The sequence below is a fragment of the Schaalia odontolytica genome (assembly GCF_024584435.1).
In the GTDB taxonomy this organism is placed as follows: Bacteria; Actinomycetota; Actinomycetes; order Actinomycetales; family Actinomycetaceae; genus Pauljensenia.
This window is the reverse complement of the sequence record NZ_CP102197.1, coordinates 2,338,583-2,352,264: the sequence shown is the minus strand read 5'-3', so window position 1 is coordinate 2,352,264 and position 13,682 is coordinate 2,338,583. Positions and strand designations below refer to the sequence as shown.

Below are 13,682 nucleotides of genomic sequence, written 5' to 3'. Positions count from 1 at the left end.
CCTAGTCACCAAACACCAGGTCCGTGCGCTTGATTCCGCGCCGGTCGGGCACCTGCCCGGCCAGGACGATCGCGAGGAGGACGGGCACAGCGACGAAGGCCAGCGCCCGATGGTAGCCGACGTGGTCGGCGATGAGGCCCAGCAGGGGCGGGCCGATGAGAGCCGCGCCGTAGTTGACCGTCGAGAGGACGGAAACACGCGCGGGTGTCATCACGGGGTCGACGGACAGCGCGGAAATGCCCAACGGGAAGCCGAGGGCCGAGCCGATACCCCACAGCGCGATGCCCACGAGCGCGAGGCCGTGGTGAGGCGCGAAAGCCACGAGCAGCAGGCCGACAACAGCGGCGCTGAAGGTGATGCGCAGCAGCCTCGGCGAACCCAGGCGCGCCTCGAGGCGTGGGGAGGCGAAGCGAACGATCGTCATCATGAGGAGGAAGAACGCGAAGGCCGCCGAGGCCGCCGCCGTCGAGTAGCCGTAGCCGTCCACCATGGACAGGTTGAGCCAATCGTTGGCCGCGCCCTCCATGAGACCCGCGCTCATGACCATGAGGGCAATGAGGACGGTCTGCTTCTCACGCCACGCGATCCGGGTCAGGCCCTTCGACTTCTCGGACGAGGCATTCTCCCCCTCGCCGCTGTCCTGAACGGGCGCGAGGGCCGCGACCTCCTCCTTCGTCAGGTAGAAGCCGACGGCGCTGCCGCAGGCGATCAGCTCGAGGACGGCCAGGCCGAAGAGGTGGGCACCCAGAGGCAGACCCAGCTGGGCGGCAAGCGCCCCGAGCAGGGCACCGCCGAGCATGCCGACCGCGTACATCGCCTGGATGACGGGAACGACGGTGCGGCGCACGGCCGCCTGAACGAGGCCGGCCTCAATGTTCATGGTCGCGCCCCACAGGCCGTTGCCGGCCGCAATCATGACGAGGCCGGCGGTGGCCAGCGGGATCGACACGTTGAGCGCGCCCACACCCGCGCAGCCAATGCCCATCGCCCAGATCGCCACGCCGATGCGCCCGGAGGCACGCGCGCCGATCATGGTGACGATCGGGCCGGAGGTTGGCAGCGTCAGCAGCGAGCCGAGGGAGGCGATGAGCAGCATCGTCCCGATCGTCGCCGGGGTCAGCCCGAGGTTATCGCGCACGTCGGGCAGGCGCGAGAGCCACGCGGAGGTGCCGAAACCAAGGCACACGTAGACGACGCAGGTGGCGCGCAGGGAGGCGTGAGCGCGGGCGGTTGAGACAGGCATGCTGGGTAATATACGCTCCCCGCGTGGCGCGCAAAACGGTGCGCGGGCGGGTGTTCGTCACCCCGCCCGCACAGTCAACGAGCAACAGGTCAGCCCTCCACGGCCGCCTTAAACCAGGTCGTGATCGACGTGGGGTGCGTGATCGCGGTGCCAACGATGACGGCGAAGGCGCCGGCCTCGACGGCGGCGGCGGCCTGCTCGGGCGTGTGGACGCGGCCCTCGCAGATCACGGGAACGTCGCCGAACGCGGCGACGACCTCGCGCAGGAGTTCCAGGTCGGGGCCGTCGGTCTTGACGCGGTCGCCCGTGTAGCCGGCCAGGGTCGTGGAGACGATGTCCACGCCCGCGTCGACGGCGCGCTGGGCGTCCTCGAAGGAACCGCAGTCGGCCATGACGAGCGTGCCGTCCTGGCGCAGGGCGGCAACGGTCTGCGCGAAGCTCAGGCCATCGAGACGGGGACGGCCCGTCGCATCCAGGGCAACGATGTCGGCCCCGGCCATGACGCACGCGCGCGCGTGGCGCAGCGAGGGGGTGATGTACACGCCCTCGTGGCCTTCCTTCCACAGGCCGATGACGGGAACGTCGACGCGGCCCTTGATGGCGGAGATGTCGGACAGGCCCTGGCAGCGGATGGCCGCGGCGCCGCCGATCTCGGCGGCGCGCGCGATCTGCGCCATCGTCTCGGGGTGGCGCATCGGCTCGCCCGGGTAGGCCTGGACGGAGACGACGAGCTTGCCCTTCAGGGAAGCAATGAGCGGGTGCATGGTGAACTCCTATGCGTGCAGAAAGAACGAAACGGCCCCGAGCAGCGGCGCGTCGCCGCCGAGGGAGCCAACGAGGATGGGTGTGTCGGCGACGGGCGTCATCGCGCTAGCGGCGAAGCCTTCGCGCAGGGCGTCCCACCAGATGTCTCCGGAGCGGGTCATCGACCCCGAGAGGATGACGGCGGCCGGATCCGTGCAGTTGACAAGCGACGCCGTCGCCTCGCCGAGGGCGTATGCGGAGCGCGCGAAGCACGAGGCGGCGAGGGCGTTGCCGCCGTCGGCGAGTTCTTGCAGGGCGCGCCCGCCGTCGACCGCGGGGTCGCTGGCGCCGCGCAGCGAGCCGTACCAGGCGGTGATGCCCGAGCCGGAGCAGAAGGACTCGATGTGGCCCTTGCGTCCGCACGAGCACGTCATGTCGGGGGCGTAGTGGTGGTGGATGTGGCCGACGTGCCCGGCGATGCCCCTCGCCCCGAAGGCGACGCGGCCGTCTTCGACGAAGGCTCCGCCGATCCCGGTGCCGACAGCGATGGAGAGGACGCTGCGGTAGGGGCGTCCGGCTCCCAGCGTCGCCTCCCCGAGGCCGTGGGCGTGCACATCGTTGAGGACGCGCACGTTCAGGCCGGTTGCCTCCGCGAGCATTGCGCCGAGGGGGGTGCCTCCCCACCCGGGCATGGTTCCGGTCGCGGAGACGATGGCGCCGGCGGCCGGGTCGACGACGCCGGCGCTGGCGACGGCGACGCCCGTGACGCGGGGGTGAGAGGCGGCCACGGACGAGGCGAGCTGGCAGACACGCGCCGCCACGTCCTCTCCGCCGCGCATCGCGTCGGTGGGGATCGATCCGCGCTCGGTGACCTCGTAGGTGTCACCGGCCTCGACGATGCCCCACCCGACCTTGGTTCCACCGATGTCGAGGGCAAGGAGCGTAGTCATGGGGATCCTTCGGAAAAATCAGGGGAAGAAAGAAGCCGACGAGGCCGGGGGCGCGCCCGAAGGCGCGAGGGGTGCGGAACGGAGATCCCCGGCCTCGTCGACGTATCAGGAGAGCAGGCCGACTCCGCGCAGGACGGAGGCAACGTGCTCGACGTTGTCACCCTCGAGGGCGGCAACCGGGCGCGGCATCTCGGGCGAATCGAAGACGCCGAGCAGGTGCAGGGCGGCCTTGAAGGCACCGACGCCGGCGCCAAAGCCCGCCACGCCCTTCACCTGGACGATGCGCATGAGGTCCGCGAGGCGGTCCTGCTCTGTGCGCACGGTCTCCCAGTCGCGGCGCTCGTAGGCCTGCCACTGGCGCACGTAGCCCTCGGGGTCCACGTTGGCCAGGCCGGGCACGCTTCCGTCCGCGCCGGACATGTAGGCGCCGTCGACGACGACCTCGTGTCCGGTGAGCAGCTGGAGGGGGTGCCCGGCGGCCTCGTTCGCCAGGCACAGCCAGCGGAACGCGACGTCGTCGCCGGAGGAGTCCTTGACGCCGTCAATGATGCCGTCGCGTCCCAGGCGCATGAGCAGGTCGGGCGAGAGCTTCGTGTGCACGCACACGGGGATGTCGTACGCCCACAGCTCGAGGCTGGTGTTCTCTTTGAGGAGACGGAAGTGGCGCTCGACCTCGGTCTCGCCGCCGAGGGCGTAGAACGGGGCGGTCGCGACGACGCCGGTGGCGCCGCCGATCTCTTCCACGGCCTTGATGTTCTCGATGACGCGCTCGGTCTCGGTGTCGATCACGCCGACGAGGAGCGGGATGCGGCCGTCGACGATGCGCACGGCTTCGCGCTGGATCTGGGCGCGACGAGCCGTGGTCGAGAAGGCGACCTCGCCGGTGGAGCCGGACACGAACAACCCGTCGAGGCCGGCCTCGATCAAGCGGTTGATGTGGCGCTCGAGCGAGGGGACGTCGAGTTCGCCGTCCTTGAGCGGAATGGCCAGGGGCGGGACGACGCCACGGATCTTCGAGGACATAATTACTTCTCTCCTTCGAGGGTGGGATGCAGCAGCGAGGGCGCGGCGCCCAGGAGCTTGCGGGTGTATGGATCTTTCGGGTCGGCGAGCAGCTGCGCGGCAGGGCCTTCCTCCACGACCTTTCCGCCATTCATGACGGCGATGCGATCCGACACGTAGCGAACCGTCTGGATGTCGTGCGAGATGAACACCATCGCCAGGCCGAGGTCCTTCTTCAGGTCCGTCAGCAGGTTCAGGATCTGTGCGCGCACCGACACGTCGAGTGCGCTGGTGGGTTCGTCGGCGATGATCGCGTCGGGACCGATGGACAGCGCGCGGGCGATCGCCACGCGCTGGCGCTGGCCGCCCGAGAGCTGGCCGGGCAGCGCATCGAGGGCGCTGGAGGGCAGGCCGACCAGGGAGATGAGCTCGCGCACGCGCTTGGCGCGCGAGGCCTCGTCGCCGATGCCGTGGACGCGCAGCGGGTCGGCCAGCTGATCCTGCACGTGCATGCGCGGGTTCAGGGCGGTCGCCGGGTCCTGGAAGACCACGGAGACCACTCGTCCGATGCGCTTGCGGGCGTCCGCGCTTCGCTTCGTGACCTCCTCGCCGGCGAAGAACACCTGGCCCTTCGTCGGCATCTGCAGGCCGCACATGACGTTCGCGGTCGTGGACTTGCCGCAGCCGGACTCTCCGACGATGCCGAGCGTCTGCCCGCGCTCGATGCGCATGTTGACGCCGCGCACGGCGTGGACCTTGTTGGGCTTGAACAGGGAGCCGGTCCTCGAGGTGAAGGTCACCTCAACGTCCTTGAGTTCGATGATCGGGGTGTCGGCGCTCATCGGGTTTCCTCCTGACCGTTCGTTTCCTTCGCGGCCTCGGCGCTCTCGCCGTCCTGGTCGCGGGGCGGCAGGGCCGCGTAGACGTGCTCGGGACCCACGGGTGTGAGGACCGGCCGGATGTCCAATCCGTAGTCGGGATGCGAGGACCTGGGGGCGAAGCGGTCTCCCTTGGGGAAGTCACGCGGCGAGGGCACCGTACCGGGAACCTGGTGGAGCCGCCCGGAACCAGACTCGATGGAGAGCACGGCGCCCAGCAGGCCGCGCGTGTACTCGTGCGTCGGGTGGGTGAGCAGCTCCTTGGTGGGCGCCTGCTCGATGACCTGACCGGCGTACATCACGGTGATGTGGTGGGCGACCTCGGCGACGAGCGCCAGGTCGTGGGATACGAAGATCATCGCGAAGCCCAGCTTCTCGCGCAGCTCGTTGAGCAGGGCGATGACCTGCTTCTGGACGGTGACGTCCAGGGCGGTGGTCGGCTCGTCCGCGATGATGAGTTTCGGGTCGCGGGTCAGGGCCATGGCGATGAGAACGCGCTGACGCTGGCCGCCCGAGAGTTCGTGCGGGTAGGACTCCAGGGTGCGCTTGGGATCCAGGCCCACGAGGTCCAGGAGTTCCTCCGCGCTGCGCGTGCCTCCCCTGCTGGTCAGCTGCTTCATCTGGGCCTTGATCAGCATCGCGGGGTTCAGGGACGACAGGGCGTCCTGGTAGATCATCGCCATCTCGTGGCCCAGCATCGCGCGGCGTTCCTCGATGGACTTGGACAGGAGGTCCTCGCCCTGGTAGAGGATCTCGCCGGTGATCGTGGCCTTCGGGTCGATGAGGCCCATGATGGTCAGCGCGGTGATCGACTTACCGCAGCCGGATTCTCCGACGAGGCCCATCGTCTCGCCCGGGCGAACCTTGAAGGACACGTGATCGACCACGTTGACCTCACCGTGGCGCTCAAACTCGATGCACAGGTCCTTGACCTCCAGCAGCGGGGCCTCGTCGAAGGCGGCTTCGAATCGGTCCATCCGCTTGCCTTCGACGGCCTGGAGGTCGTCGAGGCGCGCCTGCAGGGACTCGGCCTGCTCAGCGTAGGCGCGGCGCGGGTCGAGCAGGAGCTTGTCGGCCTCGCGGTCGGAGTCCTTGTCGACTTGGGCGACGGCACCCGAGGAGGGGGCTGCGACCATGGCGTCGGTGATGCCCTCGGAGAGGATGTTCAGGCACAGGACCGTGATCATGATGAACAGGCCCGGGAAGAAGGCCGTCCACCACTTGCCTCCCAGAATCGACAGGTTCGAGGATGCCTCGGACAGGACGTTGCCCCACGTGGCGACCGTGGTTGCCTGGAGGCCCGAGCCGATGAAGGTCAGGGACGCCTCGAGGATGATCGCGTCGGCGACGAGGACGGTGGCGAACACGAGGACGGGGGCCGCCGTGTTGCGCATGACGTGCTTGATGAGGATCCACGGGGCGCGCGCGCCGGAGACGATGACCGCGCGCACGTAGTCCTCGCCGTACGCCGCCATCACGTTCGCGCGCACGACGCGCGACAGCTGCGGGATGTAGACGAAGGCGATCGAGCAGATGATGACGAATACGAGGCCGGTCGTATTTCCCGACTTGGACAGCGTGCGGCCGAAGACCAGCACGGAGACGGCCGCCATGGCGATGCCGGGCACCGCCATGACGATGTCCATGACTCGCATGATCGCCTCGGAAAGGCTCTTGCGCACGACCGCGGCGATAGAGCCGATGATCGCGCCGAAGAACAGGGCGACGATGGTGGAGCACAGGCCGATCAGCAGCGAGAAGCGGCCGCCGTACAGGACGCGGGCAAGGATGTCGCGGCCGACGTGGTCGGTGCCGAAGAGGTGGGCGGCGGAGGGAGAGAGCCACTTGTCCGAGATGTCATCGGGAGCGTATGGGGAGATCAGGGGTGCCAGGATCGAGACGAGGACGACGAGCGCCAGGATGACCATCGCAATCTTGGAGCCCAGCGACATGGCGGCGATGCGAGAGAAGCGCGCGCCCTTCGCGGTGACCCGAGTGAGCTTTTCTTTCTGATTCATGCCTCACACCGACCTAATTCGCGGATTGATGAGCAGGTAGAGCATGTCGACGATGATGTTGACGACGATGAAGGCGATGGCGACGACGAGCGCCCCGCCCTGAACGAGGGTCACCCAGTTCTCCTGGATGCCCTTGAGGAGGACCGCCTTGCCCATTCCATCAATGGAGAAGATGATTTCGATGACGACCGCGCCGCCCATCAGGTAGCCGATGCGCAGGCCGAGCACGGTGACGGGGGTGATGAGCGCGTTACGCAGGACGTTGCGCGCGACGACGACTCGCTTCGGAATGCCCCCACCGATGGCGGTGCGCACGTAGTCGCGGTCCAGTTCCTCGACCATCGACGTACGCACGACGCGGGTCATCTGACCGACGACGGGCACCGCCAGAGCGATGGAGGGAAGGAGCATGCGCAGGAACCATCCGCCGGGGTCTTCGGTGAGTGCGGGCAGCGGGCCCGAAACGGGCAGGGTGCCGACGAACCCGAGGACCAGCAGGGCTGCCAGCCAGAAGGAGGGGGTACCGATGCCGATGACCGAGATGACGCGGATGACCTGGTCGGGCCAGCGGTCGCGGTACAGGGCGGCGAGGACGCCGAGGGGGAAGGAGAGCAGGACCGCGAAGAGCAGGCCCAGGAAGGTCAGCTGAAGGGTGACGGGCAGGGCCTGCGCGACCAGATCGCTGACGTGGTTGGAAGTTCCGACACCGTAGGTGCCGAGGTCGCCGTGGAGCATGTTCCACAGGTAGCGGCCGTATTGAACGAAGAAGGAGTCGTTGAGTCCGTGCTGCGCCCGGTACTCTTCGAGGGCTTCGGGGGTCGCGGTCTCGCCGAGGGCCGAGTAGGCCGGGTCGATGGGAGACAGCGACATGATGAAGAAGACGAGGAAGGACACGCCGACCACCATGATCGGCAGGGCCACCAGTCGTCGTCCGATGAGACGCAGAAGGTTATTCACTGCGAGACCTCCATTTCAGCGGATTTTGGCAAAGGGAAAGGAGGGGTGGCGCCCCACTGTGGCGTCTGCCTCACGGGTGGGCGCTCCACCCCTCCTTTCGATCCGGGCCCTGCGGGCCTTACTTTGCGCTCACACCGAGCAGCTGCAGGCCGGTGGAGGAGATCGCCTGGAAACCATCCACCTTCTTCGGGTTGGATCCGGTGATCATGTTGCGGAAGACGAGGGGGTACAGGACGGTCTTCTCGGCGAGAAGGTCCTGTGCCTCGCCCCACTTGGCCTTGGCGGCGTCGCCCTCGAGCTGGACGGCCTCGTCCATGATGGACTGCAGCTTGGCGAAGGACTCGGGATCGGACTCCTGCCAGCCGTCGCGCTTCTTGGTCCACACGTTGTCGCCGTTCCACCAGGAGATGATGATGCCCGGATCCACGCCGAAGACCGAGGGATCACCGGGGGCGAGGATGACGTCGTAGGTGGGGCTGTCCACGTCGGCGACGTTGGAGTACAGGTCGGAGGAAGCCATCTGCGTGTGGTTGACCTTCACGCCGAGCGCCTCGAGGTCGGACTTGATCTGGGGAACCAGGTTGAGGACCCACGGGTGGTCCGTCGTCACGAGGTTGATCTCCAGGCCGGAGACGCCGGCGTCGCTCAGGAGCTTGGTCGCGGCCGCCTTGTCGTAGGACAGGTCGGTTGCGGGCTTCTTGTAGGCGGGGTTGGCCTCGGGCAGGAAGGAGGTGGCCTCGACGGCCTGGCCGTCGAGCGCGGAGCTGATCAGCTTCTGCTTGTCGATGGCCTTCAGGAACGCGCGGCGCACCTCGGGCTTGTCGAAGGGGGCCTTGCGCGTGTTGAACATCATGAAGGGGTTGCCGTAGCCGGGCTTGGACTCGACGTTCCAGCCGACGTTCTTGAGCTGGTCCTGAGTCGAGGCGGGCACGGCCTCCATGACGTCGATCGTTCCGCCGATCGCTGCGGCGAGGCGGGCCGAGTCGTCCTTGAGGGCCTGCCACTTCAGGGTGGCGACCTTGGCCGGCTCGTTACCGGTGTAGTTCTCGTTGGGGACGGCGGTGATCTCGGTGGCCGTGATCGTCTCGTACTTGTAGGGGCCCGAGCCGACCGGCTTGGCCTTCAGGGAGTCCTCGTCCATGGAGGAGGGGACAACGCGGACGTTGACGAAGCGCTCCTTGAGGTTGGCGAAGGGGTGCTTGAGGGTGATGGTGACCGTCGTGTCGTCCTTCGCGCTCACGGAGTCGACGAAGGTGAAGAACTGGCGGTAGATGGACTTTTCGGAGGTGGCGCGCTCGTAGGAGCTGACGACGTCGGCGGCGGTCACGGGGGTGCCGTCGGAGAACTTCGCGCCCTCGCGCAGGCTCACCTCGTACTCGGTGTCGGAGACCTTCACGGGGTCGCCGGCGGCCAGCGCGGGGCTGACGGAGTAGTCGGCCATGTTGAAGCGGTACAGGCCCTCGAGGACCTGCCAGTTCGCTCCCATGCCGAGCGCCGAGGTGGTGATCGGCCCGTAGTCGGTGGTCTCGTAGGCGACGCCGGCCGTGACGGTCCCCTTGGGACCGCCGGAGGCATCGGCACCGCCGGAACCGTTCGAGGTGGAGGACCCGCCGCCGCACGCGGTCAGGACCATGGCGGCGGCCGCGGTCAGCGCGGCGCCGGTTGCGAAGTGTTTGCTCATTCGCATGTTCTCGCTCCTCATCTTCGAGAATTGGGACGTGCGGTTCTTTTGTTCCGCTCGCTATACTGATCATATGTTGTCAGACAAATCTGTGCAAGCGATAACAGCTCAATATTCCGCAACGTCCGATCGCAATAAGATCGAACCAACACCAATTGATACGCGATCCTCGGTAACGATGGACGCAATCAAGTCCTACATGCTGCGCCACGGGCTACACTCCGGAGACCGTCTCCCGACCGAGTCCGCCCTGTGCACCGACCTGGGTGTGTCACGTTCCTCAGTGCGCGAGGCTCTACGCCGACTCGAGGCGCTCGACATCGTGACGGTCCGCCAGGGATCCGGATCCTACGTGGGCAACATGTCGATGCAGCCGCTGGTCGAAACCCTCATCCTGCGCGCCTCCCTCGACGCGGCCAACGGCATCCAATCCCTGCACTCCATCGTCGAAACGCGCCACGCCCTCGACCTGGGGATCGCGCTGCCCCTCACGCGCGCCATGAAAGGAACCACGAACCCGCACCTGTGGGAGCTCGTGGACGTCATGACCTCGCAGGCGCGCGAGGGCGCCACCTACCTGGATCAGGACATCGCCTTCCACTCGGGCCTGCTGGCCTACCTGAACAACGACCTCATGCATCAGCTGGTCGCCGCCATGTGGCTGGTGCATCAAAACGTCACCCCGCAGCTGGCGGCCGCGTCGCGCCAGGAGATGGAGGACGCCGCCGACGCACACGCCGCGATCCTGCGCGCCTGCGAGGCCGGCGAGATCGGCGCCTACGTCGAGGCGGTCAACGCGCACTACGCCCCACTCTTGGCAATCATCGAGGGCCGCTGACCCCTCCCGCCGAGCTCACTCACCGAGCACGCCGGAGGTCGGCAGCGTCGCCTCCCACAGGCCCCGGTCGCGCTCGAAGACCACGAGCAGCTCGCGCCCGGCCAGGGCCATGTCGCTATAGCCGAAGCCGCCCTCGCCGAAGGAGGCGAGCACCTCGGCGCTCATGCCCTCCTCCCACGGGGGCGCGAGCCGCACGAGGGCGCCGGCGCGGCGGGCGCGACGCGAATGCGGATGCACGAGGAGGTCACGGACGAGGCGCGCGTTGCACCCCGGGTCCTCGAGCTCCCACAGGCGCCCACCCTCCCAGCTCTGCCCGTCGCCCCACGCGAGGTAGCGCGCTCCCGAGCCGCGCCCCTCGAAGCCCTGAATCCGGCAGCAGGCAACGAGACGCCCGTCCCACACGCTCACGGTCGTCTCATCCAGGAGGACACCGTCCCCACCCGCGAGCGGATCCGACACCCACTCCAACCGGCCGCCGCGCGCGCCAACGACGCGCACGTGCGTCTCGCTTCCGACGCGCACGACATAGGGTAGGGCGACCGCCCCGTCAACCGTCGCGGTTGCCCCCGACGTCGCAAAGAGGGCGTCCGCGCCCGTCGCCTCGTAGAGCGCATTGGTCACGTCAGCGTAGGCCAGCTCCTCCGGCCCCCTCCCCCACGCCCACCAGGCGCGCAGGCGCTCACCGCGGCGGCGCGAGTCCATGTAGCCCACGGCACCCTCCGACGAGGCGAAGGCGAGGTGTACGAGCCCGTCACCGTCCACGCCCACGCACGCGTCCGAGGACACCGGGGGCGCCCCCTGCGGCAGCGGGCGCGCCTCAGACCACAGCCCGCTCCCGCGGCGCTCCATCCACCTGATCCGGTTCGGGTTGGGCAGGTCCGAGGCCATGGTCAGCCCGTTGAAGTCGGAACCCTCTCCGCTGGCGGGAGCGGGCCGCTCGTCGTAGAACAGCACCGTCCTTGCGTCCCCCAGGCGAGCCAGAGCGGGGATGCGCGCCTCGCCCTCGCCGAGGGGAGCGACGATCCTGCGGGCTTCAACACGTGCGATCATTCGACCATGATAGGACAGGGCGGGACGGCGCACAGACAAAGAACCCCGGGGAACAACAGTTCCTCGGGGTCTTGAGACGAGAAGCGGTCAGCGGGTCTCGCGGTGCGCCGTCGACTTGTGGCAGCGCGGGCAGTACTTCGCCAGCTCGAGACGATCCGGCGTGTTACGACGGTTCTTCTTGGTGATGTAGTTGCGCTCCTTGCACTCCGAGCAGGCCAGAGTGATCTTGGGGCGAACGTCCTGGGACTTGCTTGCCACGGTTGTTTCCCTCGCTTAGTTTCGTCGCTATGCGACCTGTCGGATAAAGAGTTGGTAGCGGGGGCGGGGCTCGAACCCGCGACCTCACGATTATGAGTCGTGCGCTCTGACCAGCTGAGCTACCCCGCCGCCGGAAGCGGACGAGTCCGCAACCGGAGCCCCGAAAGGGAATCGAACCCTTGACCTTCTCCTTACCATGGAGACGCTCTGCCTACTGAGCTATCGGGGCAACGCCGGAAAGCCTATCCCATCTCCGCGTGCCGAGGCAATCCCGGAGCCTGAGAATGACATCACAGGCGTCACTCACTGGAACCAGCGAGTCTGTGGCAGGTGAGGGATTCGAACCCCCGAAGCACGAAGCGTCTGATTTACAGTCAGATCCATTTGGCCGCTTTGGTAACCTGCCGCGCGCCGCTCTCGCGGTGCCGTGAAAGAATAGCACTAAAATAGCTTCCAACGCCAATCGGAAGGCCGACTGGCGAAATATCAACGAAAGGTGACTCTCATGGCCGACTCCTCCTTCGACGTCGTCTCCAAGCTCGACCGCCAAGAGGTCGACAACGCCGTCAACCAGACCGCCAAGGAGATCGCCAACCGCTACGACTTTCGAGGCGTCGACGCGGCGATCACCCTCAGCGGGGACACGATCACCATGGAGGCGAACTCGGCCTCGCGCGTTCTCGCGATCCTCGACGTGCTGCAGTCCAAGCTGATCCGACGCGGCCTCTCCCTGAAGGTCCTCGACTACAAGGACCGCGAACCCAAGGCATCCGGAAAGCTCTACAAGCTCGCCTGCCCCCTCAAGGAGGGCATCCCGCAGGAGAGCGCCAAGAAGATCTCCAAGCTCATCCGCGAGGAGGGACCCAAGGGAGTCAAGGCCCAGATCCAGGGCGACGAACTGCGCGTGTCCTCCAAGTCGCGCGACGACCTCCAGGCCGTCATCGCGCTCCTTAAGGGCCCCAAGGGCGAGGAGCTGGACGTCGCCCTTCAATTCGTCAACTACCGCTAGAGACGAGGCGCCCAGACCGGGAGAACCGTGCGGGGGCACCGCCCCTAGTAGCCGGCGATCTTCTCGAGCCGCGCGATGCGTTCCTCGATCGGCGGGTGCGTCGAGAGGACCCGCGCAACGGAGGCGCCGCGGAAGGGGTTGGCAATCATCATCGCGGCGACGTTGCGCGTGCGCGGCGTGTCTTCCATCGGGTGCCGATCCGTCGCCATCTCGAGCTTGCGCAGGGCCGAGGCGAGCGCGAGGGGATCCTGAGTCAGCATCGCGCCGTCCTCGTCCGCGTCGAACTCTCGGGTGCGCGACAGGGACAGCTGGATGAGGGTCGACGCGATCGGGGCCAGCAGGCTCATCGCGATCATTCCGAGAAAACCCAGGGCCCCTCCCTCGCGACGGGAACCGCCGCCGACGAAAAGCATCACCTGGGCGATAGCCGTGATGAGGCCACCCATCGCCGCCGCGACCGACGTGGTGAGAATGTCCCGGTTGTAGACGTGCATCAGCTCGTGCCCAAGGACGCCGCGCAACTCCCTCTCGCCCAGGATCGCGAGGATCCCCTCGGTGCAGCACACGGCGGCGTTGCTGGGGTCGCGGCCCGTGGCGAAGGCATTGGGCGTCAGCGAGGGCGCGACCCATATGGTCGGCATCGGCTGATCGGCCCGCTGCGCCAGCTCCCGAACAATCCGATACAGTTCCGGCTGCTCCTCCTCGCTGACCTGATAGGCGCCCATCGACCGCAGCGCGAGGGTCGCCGAGTTCCAGAACACATAGGCGGTCTGCGCCAGCCCGAGACCCGCAAAGACAAGGATCCACACGACACGACCCGTGCTCGTTGCGACCAGCGAGCCGATCAGCAAGAGAAGCGCCCACATGCCTCCGAGCAGGAGCGTCGTCTTCAGACCGTTGTGGTAGTTCCTATGCACCATGGGAGGATCCTACGGGGATCACCTGGAAGCCTCCTGGGAGAGAGCAGAAGGTCGGGTGTGAGTGCGCGGCGACGCACTGTCGGGCGGCCACGAGGGGGCGGCCAATTTCCGCCCGCCCCCTCCGGCAGCGTGCG

Annotated in this window: 13 protein-coding genes and 3 tRNA genes; 2 read left to right on the top strand and 14 right to left on the bottom strand. The window is 67.5% G+C overall.

Going from position 1 to position 13,682, the window contains the following annotated elements; all coding sequences use genetic code 11:
- Nucleotide 1 precedes the first annotated feature (1 nt).
- From NQK35_RS10355 to NQK35_RS10320, 8 genes are all read right to left on the bottom strand, one after another.
- Complete coding sequence (locus NQK35_RS10355) at nt 2–1,243, bottom strand: MFS transporter (RefSeq protein WP_257114124.1); 1,242 nt, start codon at nt 1,241–1,243, stop codon at nt 2–4.
- A gap of 89 nt (nt 1,244–1,332) precedes the next feature.
- Nucleotides 1,333–2,007, bottom strand: coding sequence for an N-acetylmannosamine-6-phosphate 2-epimerase (locus NQK35_RS10350; protein ID WP_009212433.1), 675 nt, complete (start codon nt 2,005–2,007; stop codon nt 1,333–1,335).
- Between the two features lie 9 nt (nt 2,008–2,016).
- Complete coding sequence (locus tag NQK35_RS10345) at nt 2,017–2,937, bottom strand: ROK family protein (protein WP_257114123.1); 921 nt, start codon at nt 2,935–2,937, stop codon at nt 2,017–2,019.
- A gap of 105 nt (nt 2,938–3,042) precedes the next feature.
- Nucleotides 3,043–3,960: a dihydrodipicolinate synthase family protein gene (locus tag NQK35_RS10340; RefSeq protein ID WP_257114121.1), complete on the bottom strand. Its 918-nt coding sequence runs from the start codon at nt 3,958–3,960 to the stop codon at nt 3,043–3,045.
- A 2-nt stretch (nt 3,961–3,962) separates the two neighbouring features.
- Nucleotides 3,963–4,781 (bottom strand): ABC transporter ATP-binding protein, encoded by an 819-nt coding sequence (locus NQK35_RS10335; RefSeq protein ID WP_257114120.1) that lies wholly within the window; start codon nt 4,779–4,781, stop codon nt 3,963–3,965.
- On the bottom strand, nt 4,778–6,835 hold the full coding sequence (locus NQK35_RS10330) for a dipeptide/oligopeptide/nickel ABC transporter permease/ATP-binding protein (RefSeq protein ID WP_009212437.1): 2,058 nt from the start codon (nt 6,833–6,835) through the stop codon (nt 4,778–4,780). Before NQK35_RS10330 ends, NQK35_RS10335 begins: the two co-directional genes overlap by 4 nt.
- A gap of 3 nt (nt 6,836–6,838) precedes the next feature.
- Nucleotides 6,839–7,792: an ABC transporter permease gene (locus tag NQK35_RS10325; protein WP_009212438.1), complete on the bottom strand. Its 954-nt coding sequence runs from the start codon at nt 7,790–7,792 to the stop codon at nt 6,839–6,841.
- 118 nt (nt 7,793–7,910) lie between these two features.
- A complete protein-coding gene (locus tag NQK35_RS10320; RefSeq protein WP_009212439.1) occupies nt 7,911–9,479 on the bottom strand; it encodes an ABC transporter substrate-binding protein in 1,569 nt (522 codons plus the stop codon).
- 172 nt (nt 9,480–9,651) lie between these two features.
- Here NQK35_RS10320 and NQK35_RS10315 point away from each other — a divergent pair, with 172 nt between their 5' ends.
- Nucleotides 9,652–10,311, top strand: a complete 660-nt coding sequence (locus NQK35_RS10315) for a FadR/GntR family transcriptional regulator (RefSeq protein ID WP_257114119.1) — start codon at nt 9,652–9,654, stop codon at nt 10,309–10,311.
- Between the two features lie 15 nt (nt 10,312–10,326).
- Here the strand turns inward: NQK35_RS10315 and NQK35_RS10310 are convergent, their stop codons facing one another.
- The 5 genes from NQK35_RS10310 to NQK35_RS10290 all read right to left on the bottom strand — a co-directional run bounded on the left by NQK35_RS10310 (nt 10,327) and on the right by NQK35_RS10290 (nt 12,025).
- Complete coding sequence (locus NQK35_RS10310; protein ID WP_009212441.1) at nt 10,327–11,361, bottom strand: sialidase family protein; 1,035 nt, start codon at nt 11,359–11,361, stop codon at nt 10,327–10,329.
- Nucleotides 11,362–11,448: 87 nt separating this feature from the next.
- A complete protein-coding gene (gene rpmG / locus NQK35_RS10305; protein WP_003792256.1) occupies nt 11,449–11,619 on the bottom strand; it encodes a 50S ribosomal protein L33 in 171 nt (56 codons plus the stop codon).
- Nucleotides 11,620–11,671: 52 nt separating this feature from the next.
- Nucleotides 11,672–11,748: transfer RNA gene (locus NQK35_RS10300), tRNA-Met, on the bottom strand.
- 27 nt (nt 11,749–11,775) lie between these two features.
- Nucleotides 11,776–11,848 (bottom strand) — tRNA-Thr (locus NQK35_RS10295).
- Between the two features lie 95 nt (nt 11,849–11,943).
- Nucleotides 11,944–12,025, bottom strand: a tRNA-Tyr gene (locus tag NQK35_RS10290).
- Between the two features lie 99 nt (nt 12,026–12,124).
- Between NQK35_RS10290 and NQK35_RS10285 the strand changes: the two genes are divergently transcribed.
- Nucleotides 12,125–12,628, top strand: coding sequence for a YajQ family cyclic di-GMP-binding protein (locus NQK35_RS10285; protein WP_009212442.1), 504 nt, complete (start codon nt 12,125–12,127; stop codon nt 12,626–12,628).
- A 44-nt stretch (nt 12,629–12,672) separates the two neighbouring features.
- On the opposite strand, the gene htpX is transcribed toward NQK35_RS10285, so the two are convergent.
- On the bottom strand, nt 12,673–13,548 hold the full coding sequence (htpX, locus tag NQK35_RS10280) for a zinc metalloprotease HtpX (protein ID WP_009212443.1): 876 nt from the start codon (nt 13,546–13,548) through the stop codon (nt 12,673–12,675).
- Between the last annotated feature and the right edge of the window lie 134 nt (nt 13,549–13,682).

Excerpts from the sequence above, each read along its gene's own strand:
- NQK35_RS10320 (WP_009212439.1), bottom strand. The coding sequence starts at position 9,479 with ATGCGAATGAGCAAACACTTCGCAACCGGCGCCGCGCTGACCGCGGCC.
- NQK35_RS10285 (WP_009212442.1), top strand. The coding sequence starts at position 12,125 with ATGGCCGACTCCTCCTTCGACGTCGTCTCCAAGCTCGACCGCCAAGAG.
- NQK35_RS10355 (WP_257114124.1), bottom strand. The coding sequence starts at position 1,243 with ATGCCTGTCTCAACCGCCCGCGCTCACGCCTCCCTGCGCGCCACCTGC.
- NQK35_RS10335 (WP_257114120.1), bottom strand. The coding sequence starts at position 4,781 with ATGAGCGCCGACACCCCGATCATCGAACTCAAGGACGTTGAGGTGACC.
- NQK35_RS10345 (WP_257114123.1), bottom strand. The coding sequence starts at position 2,937 with ATGACTACGCTCCTTGCCCTCGACATCGGTGGAACCAAGGTCGGGTGG.
- NQK35_RS10310 (WP_009212441.1), bottom strand. The coding sequence starts at position 11,361 with ATGATCGCACGTGTTGAAGCCCGCAGGATCGTCGCTCCCCTCGGCGAG.
- NQK35_RS10330 (WP_009212437.1), bottom strand. The coding sequence starts at position 6,835 with ATGAATCAGAAAGAAAAGCTCACTCGGGTCACCGCGAAGGGCGCGCGC.
- htpX (WP_009212443.1), bottom strand. The coding sequence starts at position 13,548 with ATGGTGCATAGGAACTACCACAACGGTCTGAAGACGACGCTCCTGCTC.
- NQK35_RS10350 (WP_009212433.1), bottom strand. The coding sequence starts at position 2,007 with ATGCACCCGCTCATTGCTTCCCTGAAGGGCAAGCTCGTCGTCTCCGTC.
- NQK35_RS10315 (WP_257114119.1), top strand. The coding sequence starts at position 9,652 with ATGGACGCAATCAAGTCCTACATGCTGCGCCACGGGCTACACTCCGGA.
- NQK35_RS10340 (WP_257114121.1), bottom strand. The coding sequence starts at position 3,960 with ATGTCCTCGAAGATCCGTGGCGTCGTCCCGCCCCTGGCCATTCCGCTC.